The sequence below is a fragment of the Pseudomonas sp. Hz4 genome (genome assembly GCF_054898165.1).
Genome location: NZ_CM142719.1, coordinates 1,011,451 through 1,026,425, shown reverse-complemented (window position 1 = coordinate 1,026,425; position 14,975 = coordinate 1,011,451). Strand labels below are relative to the sequence as shown.

General features: G+C 59.1%; 12 protein-coding genes and 2 pseudogenes. 5 read left to right on the top strand and 9 right to left on the bottom strand.

Going from position 1 to position 14,975, the window contains the following annotated elements; all coding sequences use genetic code 11:
• Positions 1–148: 148 nt before the first annotated feature.
• Complete coding sequence (locus ACYZTR_RS04550) at positions 149–1,372, bottom strand: OprD family porin (protein WP_461976801.1); 1,224 nt, start codon at positions 1,370–1,372, stop codon at positions 149–151.
• Between the two features lie 227 nt (positions 1,373–1,599).
• Here ACYZTR_RS04550 and ACYZTR_RS04545 point away from each other — a divergent pair, with 227 nt between their 5' ends.
• From ACYZTR_RS04545 to ACYZTR_RS04535, 3 genes are all read left to right on the top strand, one after another.
• Positions 1,600–2,505 (top strand): LysR family transcriptional regulator, encoded by a 906-nt coding sequence (locus ACYZTR_RS04545; protein ID WP_461976799.1) that lies wholly within the window; start codon positions 1,600–1,602, stop codon positions 2,503–2,505.
• Between the two features lie 158 nt (positions 2,506–2,663).
• Positions 2,664–4,112: a YfcC family protein gene (locus tag ACYZTR_RS04540; protein ID WP_461976797.1), complete on the top strand. Its 1,449-nt coding sequence runs from the start codon at positions 2,664–2,666 to the stop codon at positions 4,110–4,112.
• Positions 4,113–4,202: 90 nt separating this feature from the next.
• Positions 4,203–6,065, top strand: a complete 1,863-nt coding sequence (locus ACYZTR_RS04535) for a CocE/NonD family hydrolase (protein ID WP_461979578.1) — start codon at positions 4,203–4,205, stop codon at positions 6,063–6,065.
• Here the strand turns inward: ACYZTR_RS04535 and ACYZTR_RS04530 are convergent.
• Together ACYZTR_RS04530 and pmrG are read right to left on the bottom strand one after the other, a co-directional pair.
• A complete protein-coding gene (locus ACYZTR_RS04530; RefSeq protein ID WP_461976795.1) occupies positions 6,050–6,883 on the bottom strand; it encodes a phosphatase PAP2 family protein in 834 nt (277 codons plus the stop codon). The genes ACYZTR_RS04535 and ACYZTR_RS04530 overlap by 16 nt on opposite strands.
• A 26-nt stretch (positions 6,884–6,909) precedes the next feature.
• Positions 6,910–7,581 (bottom strand): lipopolysaccharide core heptose(II)-phosphate phosphatase PmrG, encoded by a 672-nt coding sequence (pmrG, locus tag ACYZTR_RS04525; protein ID WP_461976793.1) that lies wholly within the window; start codon positions 7,579–7,581, stop codon positions 6,910–6,912.
• Positions 7,582–7,842: 261 nt separating this feature from the next.
• Between pmrG and ACYZTR_RS04520 the strand changes: the two are divergent.
• Both ACYZTR_RS04520 and ACYZTR_RS04515 read left to right on the top strand, forming a co-directional pair.
• Positions 7,843–8,856: pseudogene (locus ACYZTR_RS04520) on the top strand (methyl-accepting chemotaxis protein); the annotation flags it as partial.
• Positions 8,857–8,898: 42 nt separating this feature from the next.
• On the top strand, positions 8,899–9,762 hold the full coding sequence (locus tag ACYZTR_RS04515) for a methyl-accepting chemotaxis protein (RefSeq protein ID WP_461979576.1): 864 nt from the start codon (positions 8,899–8,901) through the stop codon (positions 9,760–9,762).
• Positions 9,763–9,811: 49 nt separating this feature from the next.
• Here the strand turns inward: ACYZTR_RS04515 and ACYZTR_RS04510 are convergent, their stop codons facing one another.
• The 6 genes and pseudogenes from ACYZTR_RS04510 to ACYZTR_RS04485 form a co-directional block, all read right to left on the bottom strand.
• Positions 9,812–10,231, bottom strand: coding sequence for a PIN domain-containing protein (locus ACYZTR_RS04510; protein ID WP_461976791.1), 420 nt, complete (start codon positions 10,229–10,231; stop codon positions 9,812–9,814).
• Entirely contained in the window at positions 10,228–10,473 is a 246-nt protein-coding gene (locus ACYZTR_RS04505) for a FitA-like ribbon-helix-helix domain-containing protein (RefSeq protein WP_008149074.1), read from the bottom strand. Before ACYZTR_RS04505 ends, ACYZTR_RS04510 begins: the two co-directional genes overlap by 4 nt.
• An 82-nt stretch (positions 10,474–10,555) precedes the next feature.
• A complete protein-coding gene (locus ACYZTR_RS04500) occupies positions 10,556–10,924 on the bottom strand; it encodes a glyoxalase superfamily protein (protein ID WP_461976789.1) in 369 nt (122 codons plus the stop codon).
• Positions 10,925–11,044: 120 nt separating this feature from the next.
• Positions 11,045–12,502, bottom strand: coding sequence for an N-acyl-D-amino-acid deacylase family protein (locus ACYZTR_RS04495; RefSeq protein WP_461976787.1), 1,458 nt, complete (start codon positions 12,500–12,502; stop codon positions 11,045–11,047).
• A 1-nt stretch (position 12,503) separates the two neighbouring features.
• Positions 12,504–13,363: pseudogene (locus tag ACYZTR_RS04490) on the bottom strand (MurR/RpiR family transcriptional regulator).
• Between the two features lie 15 nt (positions 13,364–13,378).
• Positions 13,379–14,728 (bottom strand): GntT/GntP/DsdX family permease, encoded by a 1,350-nt coding sequence (locus tag ACYZTR_RS04485; RefSeq protein WP_461976786.1) that lies wholly within the window; start codon positions 14,726–14,728, stop codon positions 13,379–13,381.
• Between the last annotated feature and the right edge of the window lie 247 nt (positions 14,729–14,975).

Here is a 14,975-nt window from a genome sequence, read left to right as displayed (position 1 = left end):
TTCACCGTTCATTAAGCATTCACCGCTTATGCTCGGGCTTCCCGATCCCCTCTTCGGTAGCCAGAGCCTATGCAATTTCCCGGACAACAAAAACCCGCAATCCCCACCAGGATTACGGGTTTCGTCAATTGACGGGTTCAGGGTTGTATCACCACAACGCAATGTCATACGTCAGGTACAGCCGCCAGTTGTCCCGATCGCTGGCGTAGGTCGAACGGTAAGTCGCCTTGCGCACTTCCATCCCCAACCCTTTGAAGGCGCTGTCCTGAATGGCATAGCGCAGGTTGGTATCCGATTCCCTCTCGCGGGCTTCTCGTCCTTTGAAATCACCGTTCTCACCCTTGTAGTAGCGAGTCATGAAGCTCAACCCGGGAGGTACGGCCGCGAAGTCATAGTCGTAGCGCAGCATCCAGGTTTGCTCACCGCCCTGGATGAATTTTCCGACACCGGCATTAGTGAACGAGTAGACCGTAGAGACGCTGGTGTAAGGCAGCGCCGTGTCGCCGGTGACTTTCTGATACCCGACACCGATCGCTTGAGCGCCAAGACGGTAGGTAAACAGACCACTGAACATGTCGGCATCGACCAGACCATTACGCGCCTCGCCCGCATCGCTGCTGATGAAGTAGCGCAGGTCGCTGGTCAGGCTGCCGCTGCCCACTGGCAGCTTGTGCACCAGACCGAGAAACTGCTGACGGTAAAACTCGCGCATTTCGCCGTAGTACCAAGTGCCACTGAGGTTCGGCGTAAATTTGTAGGTCGCTCCGGCGAAATCGAAATCCGTGCCTTTGTCACCCGTATAACCCTGGGGAAAAATGTCGACACTGTCAGTGGAGTTGCGCTGCTTGAACTTGTCCAAGTGCCCAGTGTGCAAATACAGGTCACGGATACCGGTGTATTCGACCTGAGTGCCGCGAAAGGTCTGCGGCAGCAGGCGGCCGTCGTTGTAGACCAGCACTGGAATCCTCGGCAGCAAGTTGCCGGTTTTCACAACGACATCGCCGATGCGCATCTTCGCCGTCACGCCCAGGCTTGAAAAACCGTCCGCTGCATGCCCATCGTCGTGTACGGGTAACAGGCCAGTGCCTGCATGGGTTGGACTTGAATCCAGCTTGAGTCCGGCCAGCCCCAAGGCATCCAGACCAAAGCCCACGGTTCCTTCGGTGTAGCCCGATTGCAGGTTGAGCAGAAAGCCTTGGGCCCACTCTCTGCGGTCATTGCCACCCTCGCGATAATCGTCGTTGAAGTAGTAATTGCGCAGGGACAGTTTGCCTTGCGAATCCTCCAGAAACCCCTGAGCCATCAGCTCCGCTGACAGGCTCGCCAGTATCCCTGCGGACACAATTACGCCTCTCGTGAACAGATCACGCATAACCATTTCCTCAGCGCCGTATTGTCGATTTTATGGGCAGTAGCAAAGGTCCCGCTGACGGGATATGTCTCAATGTTGATGTGGTATCGCGCTGGACTCAGCGGCGTATTGGGGCGGACACTAACGACTCATCGGCGCGTCCACAACATTATGCGAGAAGCGCATCAGGCTATGCGTAAGCTCGTGGCGCGGCATGTCGCGTCTCTGGAAACCAAGGAAATCCCTGCGTGAATCTCAAGCAACTCGAGGCCTTCAAGGCAATCATGTCCACCGGCTCGACCATCGGCGCGGCGACGCGAATGGGCCTGTCCCAATCGGCGGTCAGCCGCTTGCTGACGCAGCTCGAAGAACACTTGGGATTCGCTTTGTTTTTGCGCAAAAAGGGTCGCCTGATGGCCACCCCCGAGGCCGAAGAGTTGCTCACCGAGGTCGCAGGACTGGTGGACGGCATGCAGCGTATCCAGCGTCTGGCCGACGAATTGCGAGTCGGTCGCTCGCGCAAGAGTTTGCTCAAAGTGGGAGTGCCGACCAGCATGACCCAAGAATTGCTGCCGAAGATTGTTGCCGCGTTTCTCAAGAGTCACGAAGACATTGTCATCGAGTTGCTGACAGGCTCTTACGACATGATCGAGCGCGCGGTGCTTGATCGTTCGGCTGACCTGGGGTTCGTACGATTACCCACTGAACTGCCGGACTTTGACGTCGAGCCGGTGTTAGAGACCGAAGGCGTTTGTGTGATGCCGGCGGACCATCCGCTGGCCCGTCACGCGTTCATTGAGGTTCAGCATTTACGTGATGTGCCGCTGGTCCTGCTGGGCCGCCAACGGGCGCTGAGAGCTGAGCTCAATCAAGTCTTTCGCGCAGTGAACCTGACGCCGCTGGTACGGATCGAAGTGCACTCCGTCGGTGCCGCATGCAGCTTTGTCGCCGAGGGTTTGGGGGTGTCGATCGTCAACGGTTTACTGGCCAGCCACTTCGCTCATCTGCCGATAGTCAGCCGCCCGTTTCGGCCCGCCCTGCCCTATGCCTTTGGCCTCGCCTTCCGTCGTGATGAGCCGCGCCAGGCGGTTGTCGATGCTTTTGCCGAACACCTCAAACAGCACCTGAGCACAGCGTCCGCCGCTCGCAAATAACGTCGACCAAGACCTTGGCCGATGACAAAACGCATAGCTCAACCCGCTCCACGCATAACGTTGTGGCGCTTTCGCGTTTGCCCTAGTGTCTGCCTCACCAAGAGCTGACACCAAAAACAACAACCGCGAGGGCCGCCCTGCCAGCCAGGGCAAGAATCATGACCGAACCACAAATCACCATCTCCCAGCCGAACGCTGCATCCACGAAAGTGGAAAACGGCAAGACCGGCCAACGCAAACCTGTCAACCCGGCGATCATCCTGCTGAGCATCGTTCTGCTCGCAGTGGCGTTCACCTATGCCGTCAACTCCGGCACCTTCCAGCGCCAGAATGCGTTAGTGGTGCCGGGCTCCTATCAGGTACTGGAGAAGAGCCATTCGCTGACTCGGTTATTTTCCATGGAGCCACGCAAGGCGAATGACACCATAGCCCGGCCGGTGTCACTGGTCGAAGGCTTCATGGCAATTCCTCAAGGCATCGAAAAGCGTGCAGCGCTGATTTTCATGGTGCTGTTCATCGGTGGCATGTTCGGCGTTCTGAACAAGGCTGGCGTGATCGACGCCGGCCTCGAACGTTTGCTGGGAATGACCCGGGGCAACATCTACGTGCTGGTGCCTATGCTGATGCTGGTGTTCTCGGCGGGCAGCACCTTCATGGGGCTGGCCAAGGAATTCATCCTGATCGTGCCATTGATGGTGGCCATGGCCAATCGCCTGGGATTGTCGAACCTGATCGGGCTGGCGATCGTCTGCATTTCGGTGAAGATCGGATACCTGGCATCCATCACTAACCCCGTGGTGCTATCGGTCGCGCAACCGATGGTCGGCTTGCCGATTTTCAGCGGCATGAGCATGCGGATTGCGGCCTACGCCGTATTCCTGACGGTGGGTATTGCCTTCGTGCTGTGGAGCATCCACAAGCAAGGTTTCGACGCCAGCGCGAAAATCAGCTTCGAACACAAACCATTGCCGATCCGCCACATGCTAAACCTGCTGATCCTGGGTAGCGGCATCGCATTCATGGTCTTCGCCTCGACCCGTTGGCAGTGGAAGTACCACGAGCTTTCCGCGTTCTATCTGCTGCTGAGCACCGGCTTCGCCGTCATTGCAGGTCTTGGCGCCAGTGCCGCGGCGAACGCGTTCGTCGATGGCATGAAAAAGGTGCTGATTGCCGGTGTGCTGATAGGTCTGGCAACAGCCGTTGAAATCATCCTCACGACCGGACAGGTGCTGGACACCATCGTCAACGGCCTGGCCAGTGTGGTCAGTGATCATGGCCCGGTGGTGTCGGCCTACGGCATGTTCTTCTCGCAACTGGGGTTGGACGTGCTGATCCCTTCAACGTCTGGCCAGGCAGCGGTGACCATGCCGATTTTCGGCCCGCTCGGCCAACTCTCCGGTGTCAGCCCGCAAACCACGGTGTATGCGTTTCTGCTGGGCAACGGCTTGACCAACATGATCACGCCGACCTCCAGCGGTTTGCTGGTGCTGCTGGCCACCGCGCAAGTCGGCTGGGGCCAATGGGCACGCTACATCCTGCCGCTATTCGTGATCTACATGGTGCTGGCGATGATCCTTCTGGCCATCGCGGTGAACACCGGTTACTGACTGTGCAACGGCACCTGCAGTGCTGTCCGCAGGTGCCAGCGTCAACAAGGTTTTGATATGAATTCCCTTTCTGAACAAGCGTCACCGGCCATGCAAATTCTGCGCGACCAACGAGTCCCCATGCGCGATGGCGTACATCTGGCCACCGACATTTACCTGCCGAAAAACATTGAAAGCCCGTTTCCGGTCGTCATCGAGCGCACGCCTTACGACAAGAGCAAACCCTCGCGCTCAGAGAAGCAACTCGACGGCCAGCACATTTCCCGCCAGGCAATGGCCGCACGATTTACCGAGCAAGGGTTTGTGGCGATCTTTCAGGACTGTCGCGGACGTTATGCCTCCGAAGGAATATTCACCAAGTACACCGCTGAAGGTGAAGATGGTTTCGACACACTCGCCTGGATCGTCGAACAACCGTGGTGCAACGGTCGGATTGGCAGCATGGGCTTGTCCTACGCTGCCCACACACAACTGGCGATGGCCTGCCTGCATCCGCCGGGCCTAAGCAGCATGGTTCTGGACTCGGGTGGTTTTTCCAACGCTTTCCAGTGCGGCATCCGCCAGGGTGGCGCGTTCGAACTCAAGCAGGCGACCTGGGCCTGGCGACAAGCCAAGGAAAGCCCGGCTGCGTTGGCCGATCCACAGATCCGCGAAGCACTGGAGCAGGAAGATATTCATCAATGGTTTGCCCGCATGCCATGGCAGCCCGGTCAGTCGCCTATCCGTCACGTGCCTGAATACGAAGCCTATCTGCTTGAACAATGGGCCCAGGGCAGCTTCAGTGAATACTGGCGTAAGCCAGGGATATACGCCGAGGGTCATTACGATGACTTGCCGGATATCCCGGTGTTGTTCATGTCCAGTTGGTATGACGCGTATGTCAGCTCGACCCTCGCCAACTTCAGCGCATTCAAACGCCATAACAGCACGCCGCAACATCTGATCATGGGACCTTGGCTGCACGGTGACCGCAACATCAGTCACAGCGGCAATGCCGAGTTCGGCGCTGCCGCAACCTTCGATGGTCAAGTGGCCGAGAACTGGCTGACATGCCGGCTGGAGTGGTTCGAGCGCTCACTCAAGCACACCCCAACTCGAGCGTCTGATCATGAAGCCTCAGTGAAAGTCTTCTTGATGGGCGGCGGCAGCGGCACACCGGATGAAAACGGTCGACTGCAACACGGCGGTCGCTGGCTGCAAAGCCAACAATGGCCGCTGCCGGGCAGTCAGACACTCAGCCTGTACCTGGACCATGAACAGCGTTTGAGCCAAGAGCGTCCGAGCGTGCGCGAGGCAAATCTGAGCTATCGCACCGATCCCGACCAGCCGGTACCCACCATCGGCGGAGCACTGACCTCCGGTGCCCCGGTGTTCGCCGGTGGCGCCTTTGATCAGCGTGAGAGGCCAGACTTTTTCGGCACCCGTGGCGACAATCAGCCACTGGCTGGGCGTGCAGACGTACTGAGTTTTCAGACTCCGCCGCTGACCGAAGACTTGATCGTCGCCGGCCCGCTGCACATCGAGTTATGGATTGAGAGCGACGCGCCCGACACCGACTTCACCGCCAAGCTGGTGGACGTCTATCCAGCGAGCACCGACTACCCCGACGGCTACGCGATGAACATCACCGACGGAATTCGCCGCAGCCGTTACCGGGACTCGTGGGAAAACCCCGAACAACTGGAACAGGGAGAAAGGGTCAAGGTGATCATCGAACCGTTCGCGACCTGCAACCTGTTCAAACAGGGCCATCGCTTGCGCCTGGACATTGCCAGCAGCAATTTTCCGCACTTCGACGTCAACCCCAATAGCGGTGAAGCCGAAGGTCAGGCCCGACACAAGCGAATCGCGACCAACACGGTGCACCTGTGCAAAGACTTTGCCTCGCGCCTGGTGCTGACGACGCTTTCGGCAGAAGCAATGTCTGCCCTGGAGAATCAGTCAACGGATTGAGGCTGAGCCACCAACGCCGGTTCTTCAGCCTTTTGCAGCACCGGCATCTCCAGCCGCGCTCGCCCATAAAACGCCAGCGCCGTCAGCAAACACGCGAGCCACACGAAGATTCCCGCCCAGAAGGTGTGGGACATGTAATGCCAGCCTTGCAGAACCCGCGTCGTGCCGTAGACAAAACCGAGCAGCAACGAGCCGTACATCACCGTTTTGGAATAGCGCCAGCGGTAGCGGCGTGCCACGAAGTACAACGCCAGCAGGGTAAAGCCGCCGGAGGCATGCCCGCCCGGCCAACAGCGACCGTCACCCGCGACTTTCAGCAGATCGAAATTCTGATACCACTCCTTATGCTCGATTTTCCCCGCGTACTGGGTCGTTTCGATCGGGCAGTACACGCTGGTGTGTCCCTTGAGGTAATGAATGACGCCGGTGCTGATGGAAAACGCGAACACCACGTAGAGGAAGTCCCGACGGTGCTTACTGGCGAACCGAAGCACCGGCGCGACCTTGATTTTTTCCAAAACCGCGATGATTTTCGAATGCTTTTCGGCCTTCAGACGCGGCCAGAGAAACGACAGCAAGGCGCCGACGATCGCTAACTCTCCGGTCCAGTTCGGGATGATTCGCGCCCATTTATGGGTAATCTTTTCGAACAGATGGACATGATCCAGCGGAAACGTCTGCGTGACAGGGTCATAAAAAAGATCATTAAAAGCGATGTCGATTTTGGTCAGGTCGAACAGCAGGAAAACCAAGACCGCACAGGCCAGCGGAATGCCGAAGTTCACCCAGTAAAAGCGGTATCGGGAAGAAATCAGCATCGTGTGTCCAGATCCAGAGAGTGAATTCATTTGGTGGTCACCGAGCGCCAGTCAGAAGCTTCGATAAACCCAAGCATGCGCGGCGCTTGAGGCGTTTCAGCCGAAATGAACAAGGAGGCGCCATAACCCAAAGTGGAGGCCGGCAACTTGAGGTCTTTCTCAAGTTGCGACATGCATTCGCTGTGGGTCACCAGAATCAGGTTTCGCCCGGCAACCTTGTGCGCCAGCGCGTCGCGCAGCATGGTGCCTTTGCAATTGATCAGCCATTCTTCACCGACCCCAACCTTGTTGAACATGTAACCGGCCGTTTGCGCCGTACGGATGATCGGGCTGTTGTAGATATCGGCGTGGCTCAGCCCGAGCTGTTCAAAATTCGCCCCGACCTCCACGGCCACGCTGCGAGAGCGATCGGTAATGCCATCGTTACCGGTCAGGCAGGCTGCGCTGGAGTGATCGCAGCGTTCGACGTGACGCACCAGCACGATCACGTCGCCCTTGGCCCAATCGGCCGCCAACGCCCGGGCGCCGGCCACATTGCCGTGGGCCAGGTCCGGTACAGCGGCGGGACGCAAAAGCCAAACCGTCAAAGGAATCACCAACAGCGCCGAGGCGAGCACGACAGCCGCATTGCGATAGCGGGCAAAACGGCTCAGATCAATCGAGCGTTTTATCCCGAACACACTCAGTCTCAATTCCACATCAAGCCGCCTCGCTGGCATGCATCACGTTCATTCGATGCCACGAGGGTAGAGAGGCTGACGTCGACGGCCGGTGAAACTCATGTGAAAAAAAGCTTAAGGCCCACACAAAGGCCTTGTTACACGCCAGTCCTGCAAAAACCATTCAGCTCTCGCAATGGCTGCCGATACAGTCCTGCTACACACCTTGCTGGCGACCAAAAACAACAATCTTCCAGCTAACCGACGATCAAGAAGCACAACGTCCCTGGAGGACTTTTGATGAATAGCTGGTTCGGCAATATCAGCGTGAACATGAAGCTGGGCCTGGGGTTCGGCCTGGTCCTGGCACTGACCTGCGTCCTCGCCCTGACCGGCTGGACGAGCCTGGGCGGGTTGATTGACCGCAGCAACTGGATGAGCGACATCACCCAGCTCAATGGCGGCCTGACCAAGCTGCGCGTGGTTCGCCTGCAATACATGCTGACCAACGGCGACGAAACCGCCGCGCAGAACGTCCAGACCACGCTCGACGCGTTCTCCGCTCAGCAACAAGCGCTATTGGTGAAATTCAAGAGCCCGGAAAACCTCAAGTTGCTCAAAGAGCAAGGCGCCGTCATCGAGGCTTACAGGACGTCCCTGAACAAAATGCGTAGTGCGTACCGCACCGGCAACAGCGCGCGCGACGTGATGGGCGGCAACGCCGACACGGCCAGTCAGCTGATCGACGCCATCAACACCCACGTTCAGCAAATGCCCTTGAGCGATCAGCGCTTCGAGCAATTCCAGGTCATCACCGCCGCCAAGGACGCGTTCTTGCTGGCCCGCTACGAAGTGCGCGGCTACACCGCGACCACCAACGCCGAGACCGAGCAAAAAGCCGTCGGCCAACTGGACGCGGCCATCGCCGGCCTGAAACCACTCAACGTGCATTTTGCCGACACTCAGCAAGACGCCCTGCGTCAGCTGGACACCGCGCTGACCCACTACCGCAGCGCCTTGCAGGCTTATAAAGCCGCCAGCAACGATGCGGTGCAGGCGCGCAAGGAAATGACTGAGCAGGGCGCCGCCATCGTGACCCTGAGCGATCAGCTGTATCAGATTCAGCTCGACCGCCGTGACGTCGAAAGCGCCCAGGCTCGCACGCTGCAGCTGATCAGCACCTTGCTGGCGTTGCTGGTGGGCATCATTGCTGCCGTGATCATCACCCGTCAGATCACCGGTCCGCTGCGCGACACCCTGGCCGTGGTTGAACGCATTGCCAGCGGCGACCTGTCCCAGGACGTCAAAGTGACTCGCCGCGACGAACTCGGTGTGTTGCAACAAGGCATCGCCCGCATGGGCGTGACCCTGCGCGACTTGATCAGCGGCATCCGCGACGGTGTCACCCAGATCGCCAGCGCCGCCGAAGAACTGTCGGCCGTGACCGAGCAAACCAGCGCCGGCGTTAACAGCCAGAAGATCGAAACCGATCAGGTGGCCACCGCCATGCACGAGATGACCGCCACCGTGCAGGAAGTCGCGCGCAACGCCGAAGAAGCCTCCCAAGCGGCGGCCGCCGCTGACGGCGAAGCCCGCGAAGGTGACAAGGTGGTCAACGAAGCCATCGCCCAGATCGAACGGCTGGCCACCGAAGTGGCGCGCTCCACCGAAGCCATGAGCGTGCTGCAACAGGAAAGCGACAAGATCGGCAGTGTCATGGACGTGATCAAGGCCGTGGCCGAACAGACCAACCTGCTGGCGCTCAACGCCGCCATCGAAGCAGCCCGTGCCGGTGAAGCCGGTCGTGGTTTTGCCGTGGTTGCCGACGAAGTCCGTGGCCTGGCTCAGCGCACGCAGAAGTCCACCGAAGAAATCGAAGGCCTGGTGGCCGGTCTGCAGAACGGCACTCAACACGTGGCGGCCGTGATGAACAACAGCCGCGCCCTGACCGACAGCAGCGTAGCGCTGACTCGCAAGGCTGGCGTGTCACTGGAAAACATCACCCGCACGGTGTCCAACATCCAGTCGATGAACCAGCAGATCGCCGCCGCCGCCGAGCAGCAAAGTGCCGTGGCCGAAGAGATCAGCCGCAGCATCATCAACGTACGCGACGTGTCCGAACAGACCGCCGCCGCCAGCGACGAAACCGCCGCATCGAGTGTTGAACTGGCGCGGTTGGGCAATCAGTTGCAGATGATGGTGAGCCACTTTCGGGTGTAATAACACCTGATCATTCCCACGCTCCCGCGTGGGAACGATCATCAAGCGCTCAAGCCTGCCACGGATTGATCACCTCAACGCCAGGAAACTCAAAGTCCCGGACATTACGGGTCGCAATAGGAGCTCCGTGGCTTCGGCAGATTGCGGCAATCTGCGCATCGGCCATCGACGCCGTCCGACCATTAGCTTCACAGCCAGCGACTAGCGTCGCGTATTCCACGGCGGCGTGGGCATCAAACGGCAAAATCCTTCCGGCAAAGTCCTCTTCGAACATCGCCATTGCATGAGCTTCAAGTTTCTGTTTGCGCTTGCCAAACGGGAGCCGGGCAATGCCGTGGAGAATTTCTGCCACGGTGACAGCACTGATTGCCAATTCCATCGCCGGTTGTGCATCAACCCAGGCAAGCACTTGAGTGGTAGGCTCGACCCGCATGAATTCCGAAAGAACATTGGTATCGAGCACTATCATTCGGAGAAATCCACCGCTGTCGCCTTCTCGTGACGCGAAGGAAGATCGAGCTCAACCCCACCACTGGCGCTGAACCTGTTGCGGATACGGCTTCCAAGCCCTCCTGCGCGATCAACGGTAGCCAGGGCTCTGCCGAGAATCAGGCGCGCCTCTTCTTCCATCGAATGCCCATTATGGGCCGCTGCGATGCGCAGTTGTTCCTTAATCTGATCGTCCAGGTTTCGAATCGTAATGCTGGCCATGATGCCTCCTGCAATCAATGAAATCATTGATTGAGACTAACACACCTTGCTTCATCAAAACCCATAGAACTGCCGAACGGCCTTACACACTAATCGCATTGGTAAACACCAGTCGATTCCCGAACGGGTCGGTCACGGTCATGTCCTGGCTGCCCCACGGCATGGCCTGGATCTGTGGGCGGGCGAACGGATATTCCTTGGCCAGCAGTTGCTGCTGGAATACCTCAAGTTCATCGGTCTCGATCCGCAACGCCGAGCCAGGTGTGCTGTCACCGTGGTGCTCGGACAAGTGCAAAACGCATTCGCCACGGGAAATCTGCAGGTACAACGGAAAGTTGGGTTCGAAACGATGTTGCCAGTCGATCTTGAAACCCAAAAAATCGACGTAGAACTCCACTGCCTTGATTTCATCGAAAATCCGCAGGATCGGGGTGGTTTTGCCGAAGCTCATGGAGTTGCTCCCAGACTGATAAGGCCCAGAGTTTAGCCGGGCGAGATGTCAGCGCTTCGGCTTGGCGATGGTTTTCTTTAATTGCAATGTGCCACTACTGTGACGCAGCACTCGAAATGCTTACCGGAACCCGTCACGCAAATCCCCTTCCCGCGCCAGAAACCGCCCTTCCCTACTTCCGTTTGCCTGGCCTTCGCTGTAACTCAAGACACCGTTGACCCAGACCCCATCAATCCCTTCGGCCGCTTGTTGCGGATTATTGAAATCTGCCACGTCGCGTATCGTCACAGGATCGAACAACACCAGATCGGCCCAATGCCCTTCCCGGATTTCGCCACGTTCCTTCAGGCCAAATCGCGCCGCCGACAATCCGGTCATTTTGTGCACGGCCGTGTGCAGCGGAAACAGCCCCACGTCTCGACTGAAATGCCCGAGCACCCGTGGGAATGCGCCCCACAAGCGTGGATGCGGAAACGGATCTTCCGGTAATCCGTCAGAGCCGACCATCGACAGCGGATGCACGAGGATTCTTCGCACGTCAGCCTCGTCCATTCCGTAATACACCGCGCCGGCCGGTTGCAGTCGGCGAGCGGCATCGAGCAACGGCACGCCCCATTCGGCAGCGATGTCCATCAGGTCGCGGCCACCCACTTCCGGATAAGGTGTCGACCAGGTGATAGTGATGCGATGAGCGTCGGTGACTTGCTTGAGGTCCAGGGTCGAAGAGCTCGCCGCATAGGGATAACAATCGCAGCCCACCGGGTGGGTTTTCGCCGCGCGTTCAAGGGACGCCAACAGTTGCGGACTACGCCCCCAGTTACCGGCGCCGGCGCATTTGAGGTGGGAAATGATCACCGGTGTTTTCGCATGACGGCCGATCTGGAATGCCTCGTCCATGGCCTCCAGCACCGGTTCGAACTCACTGCGCAAATGGGTGGTGTAGACCGCGCCGAATGCGGTGAGCTCTTCGCTCAATTGCATCACTTCATCGGTGGAGGCCGAGAAGGCGTTGGCGTAAGCCAGACCGGTGGATAAGCCCAACGCACCGGCCTCAAGGCTCTCACGCAATTGCTCGCGCATCGCGCAGATTTCATCTGCCGTGGCGGTGCGAAACAGGTCGTCGAGGTGGTTGCTGCGTAGCGCCGTATGACCGACCAGTGCCGCCACGTTCAGCGTGGTGTTCGCCGCTTCGACGGCTGCGCGGTAGTCGCTGAACCTCGGATACACGAACGCAGCGGCGGTGCCGAGCAGGTTCATCGGGTCGGGAGGATCGCCGCGCAAACTCACCGGCGAGGCGCTGATCCCGCAGTTGCCGACAATCACCGTGGTCACGCCTTGGCTGAGCTTGGGCAGCATCTGCGGCTGGCGGATCACCACGGTGTCATCGTGGGTGTGCACGTCGATGAAACCTGGCGCCAACACGCGACCGGCGGCGTCAATTTCTTCGGTGGCGGTGGCATCGTGCAAGTCGCCGATACGCTCGATGCGGCCGTCCAGAATCGCCACGTCGGCAGGATAACCGGGGACGTTGCTGCCATCGATGATCAGGGCGTTGCGGATCAGCGTGTCGTACTTCATGTCAGTCTCCCAGCGGCAAGTGATCGTCGCCGCCGCGGTAGTCGTCCAAGGCAAGTTTGATCCGCCGCAGACGCTCTTGATTGTCTTCAGGATTGGCCAGCGCCAGCTCGGTGGCGAGCACGTCAATGGCCAGCAGCATGCCGTAGCGCGCCGCCGTGGGTTTGTAGATAAATGAGGTTTCGACGCCTTGCAGCGGCAGCAGTACATCAGCCAACTGCGCCAGCGGCGAGTCGGCCCGGGTGATGGCGAGAATTCGTGCGCCGTAGCTGCGCGCCAGTTCGACGGCCTCGAGCAGTTCGGGCGTGATGCCGGTCAGCGAACAGGCAATGACTGCGCGTTCGGCATCGAGGCTGGCGGCGGTGACACGCATCATCACCGGGTCGTGGCACACCGCAATCGGGTAGCCGAACCGCACCAGCCGCACTTGCAATTCATCACTGCACAACGTCGAGCAACCGCCCATGCCGAAGGCGTGAATCATCCGCGCGTTGCCCAGCAACTTCACCGCGTCGGCGAAACGTGACTCGTCGAATGCCGACAGATGCTGACGCAGAGTCGACTCGATATCGCCAACGATCTGCCCGTAAAACGCCGACTGCTCGGGCGTACCCGCAGGGTCGAGAAAACGGCTGCCAACGCCGCTGGCCTGGGCCAGTTGCAGGCGAAGATCACGCAAGTCGCGACAGCCCACCGTACGAGCAAAACGTGAGAGCGTGGCGGTGCTGACTTCCGCTCTCTGCGCCAGTTCATCGAGACTGGCGGCAGAGGCAATCCTACGTCGTCGAGCATCAGCCGAGCGATACGTCCTTCGCCGGCGCTGAAGGAATCCTGACGGGCGCGGATCTGGTAGAGGATGTCCATGGCAGGCGGCTCCGGCTAAAGCAGATAAGAAAGACCCACGGTCAGACCGAAGGCGACCACCGAGATAATGGTCTCGAGCACCGTCCAGGTCTTGAAGGTCTGGGCAACGGTCATGTTGAAGTATTCCTTGATCAACCAGAAGCCGCCGTCATTGACGTGGGAAAAGATAACCGACCCCGCACCCGTCGCCAGCACCAACAGCTCTGGATGGGGATACCCCAGACCAATGGCCACCGGCGCGACGATCCCCGACGCAGTGGTCATGGCCACGGTGGCAGAACCGGTGGCGATGCGCATCAGCGCGGCGAACAGCCACCCCATCAAAAGCGGCGACAGGTGGAATACCTGGGCCAGACTGACGATCTGATCGGTGACGCCAGCGTCCACCAGAATCCGGTTCAAGCCACCGCCCGCGCCGACCAGCAAAGTGATGCTAGCGGTCGGTGCCAGGCATTCGTTGGTGAACTTGAGAATCGACTCGCGGCTGAAACCCTGGGCCAGGCCGAGGGTCCAGAAGCTCAGCAAAGTCGCCAGCAGCAAGGCAATCACCGAATTGCCGATGAACAACAGAAACTGATTGAAGGCGCTGCCCGGCGTGGCAATCAGATTGGCCCAGCCACCGACCAGCATCAGCACCACTGGCAACAGAATGGTCGCCATGGTGATGCCAAAACCCGGCAGGCTGTCGCGTGGCTCGCGGTCGAGGAACTGACGCTCCAGCGGGTTTTCCGCTGGCAGTTGAATGCGCGGCACGATGAACTTGGCATACAGGGGACCGGCGATGATTGCGGTCGGAATGCCAATCAGAATTGCATAAAGCAAGGTCTGCCCCACCGACGCCTGATAGGCCTGCACCGCCAGCATCGCCGCCGGGTGCGGTGGCACCAGGGCGTGGACCACCGAGAGTCCGGCGACCATTGGCAGACCGACCATCAGAATCGAAACACCAACGCGCCGCGCCACGGTGAAAGCGATCGGCACCAGCAAGACAAAACCGACCTCGAAGAACAGCGGCAGCCCGACCAGAAACGCAATGCAGACCATCGCCCAGTGCGCGTTTTTCTCCCCAAAGCGGTCGATCAGCGTACGCGCCATCTGCTCGGCACCACCGGACTCGGCCATCATCTTGCCGAGCATCGTGCCCAGAGCAACCACCAGCGCGATATGCCCCAGCGTCTTGCCGACGCCCGCCTCGTACGCCCCCACCACGCCTGACGGCGGCATCCCCGCCAGCAGCGCCAGGCCGATGGACACCAAGGTGATGACAATGAACGGATTAAGTCGGTAACGGGCGATCAGAACGATCAGAGCGATGATGGCGATGGCGGCGTAAACCAGCAGCCAATAGCCGAAAGAAGGTGTCATGCGGTACTCCTCGAAAGGGTCACGTCGAATGGATTGTGAAACTCATAAAACATTTCGAGGCGTGATTTTCAAACGAGGTGAAACTAATTTTCGTGCAGAAGTAAGGGTTGTCGTTGAGAGGTATGCGAGGTCGGGAGAAATGAAAATCGTACAGTGAAACTTTCATCGCCCCTACGCTGATCGTTCCCACGCTCTGCGTGGGAATGCATCCTGTGACGCTCTGCGTCACGACTTGCGAAGGGACGCA